Origin of the sequence: Teichococcus vastitatis, from assembly GCF_003604215.1 — a bacterium.
GTDB classification, from domain to species: domain Bacteria; phylum Pseudomonadota; class Alphaproteobacteria; order Acetobacterales; family Acetobacteraceae; genus Pseudoroseomonas; species Pseudoroseomonas vastitatis.
This window is the reverse complement of record NZ_QXGS01000146.1, coordinates 1-1,429: the sequence shown is the minus strand read 5'-3', so window position 1 is coordinate 1,429 and position 1,429 is coordinate 1. Positions and strand designations below refer to the sequence as shown.

General features: G+C 65.0%; 2 protein-coding genes. One reads left to right on the top strand and one right to left on the bottom strand.

Annotation, left to right across the window (positions count from 1 at the left end; translation table 11 throughout):
• The first annotated feature begins 548 nt into the window (after positions 1-548).
• A complete protein-coding gene (locus D2K64_RS24855) occupies positions 549-698 on the top strand; it encodes a hypothetical protein (protein WP_157986110.1) in 150 nt (49 codons plus the stop codon).
• Between the two features lie 38 nt (positions 699-736).
• Here D2K64_RS24855 and D2K64_RS23560 read toward each other — a convergent pair whose 3' ends face one another.
• Positions 737-1,159 carry a hypothetical protein gene (locus tag D2K64_RS23560; protein ID WP_120010843.1) on the bottom strand — a complete coding sequence of 141 codons (423 nt, stop codon included), beginning with the start codon at positions 1,157-1,159 and terminating at the stop codon, positions 737-739.
• Between the last annotated feature and the right edge of the window lie 270 nt (positions 1,160-1,429).

Below are 1,429 nucleotides of genomic sequence, written 5' to 3'. Positions count from 1 at the left end.
CAACCCTACCGAGAACCACCGTGGTGACCGCCACTTCAAAGGCGGTCAGGTCCTACACCACGTCCAGGGACGCGACCGGCCGCCAGTCGCGCCCGTTGGCAATGCGGTGTTTCGCAGGATTTCCCATGGGTGGCGCCAAGTCCCGCCAGTTCTGGACACCGGGCTGCGAGTCCGGTGGTGGCGCAGCCGCATGGCCGATGCCGCTCATGTCGGCCGGTTCCGCGCCCTCATGCCAGTCCGAGGTAGTTCACCCGGGCATTGCTTGCGAGGGTGCGATCCCGGCGTGGCGCGACAAAGGACAGGCCTTCTGCCTGTCTTCACAATCGCGCAACTTCGGCGTTTTGAAACAACCGAGTTGCTGTCTTCGACTTTCGAGATCGTGACAGGCGAGGTGACGGCGCCGGTCCTATGTTGCCGGAGACCTACCCTTGCGAGCCACAACCATGACTTCGAAGCCCAGCACAGAGCGCCTCGATTGGCTCACGGATGCCGGGTGGCTGATCGGCGGGCGTCATTATGCACGCCAGGCAGGGGCGCCGGGGGCCTTCATGGCGACCTCGCCTGATGGCCGGTGGTGCGAGGTCGATGATGATCTGGCGGCGTTGGTGGCGCGCGCTTGGGCGCATCAATATCCGGAGCCGCCGCCGATGGAGCCGATGTTTTCCTGGCTCTCCTGGCTGGCGCCGCGCAAGGCGTGAGACGACGCGGGCGACAAGGCCCGCATCCCTGATCCCATTCAGACGGCAAGCGCTTCCAGCGGCCGAGCGACGCGGGTGGTGGCCGCAGAGAAGGCCGCCGGAGCATCCCCCGGCAGCTGGCTGAGGTGGTGGTGCAGGCGACCACGGGCCTGCTCGGCACCGCGAGTCAAGGTCCCGCGGCCGCTCTGGATCGACAAATCCACCACATGGCCATTTAGGATGGTGCGGATCAGCTTCGCCGCCTCGCCACCCTGTAGCGACCGTGCCAGTGCCGCCAGGGACACTCCCTTGGGTAGGAGGCAACGGATCACCAAGCCCTGGCGCACCAGGACGGGAACATCCCCCTGCGCATCGATCGGCGCCTCGATCTCGACCGTGACGCCGTGCATGGCACCGATCTTGAGGTAAGCGCCGCTGCTCATGCGGCGGGCGTCATCCAGTGCGGAGACACCGTCCAGCATGGCTTGATCAATGCCATCGAGAGCATCCGAAAAATCTGCAACCGGTCGCGCCATTTTGGCCCCGCCTCTGAGACTCACGTTTTCGTGAGGACAAGAGGTACACGCGAATCGATCGGGGCTGCAACAACTAAGTGGGGGAGTCGTGGAGGCCAGAGTGAGATGCCGCCAAGCGTGACAAGAACCACACGCTGCGGGTCGCGTCCCTGGACGTGGTGTAGGACCTGACCGCCTTTGAAGTGGCGGTCACCACGGTGGTTCTCGGTAGGGTTG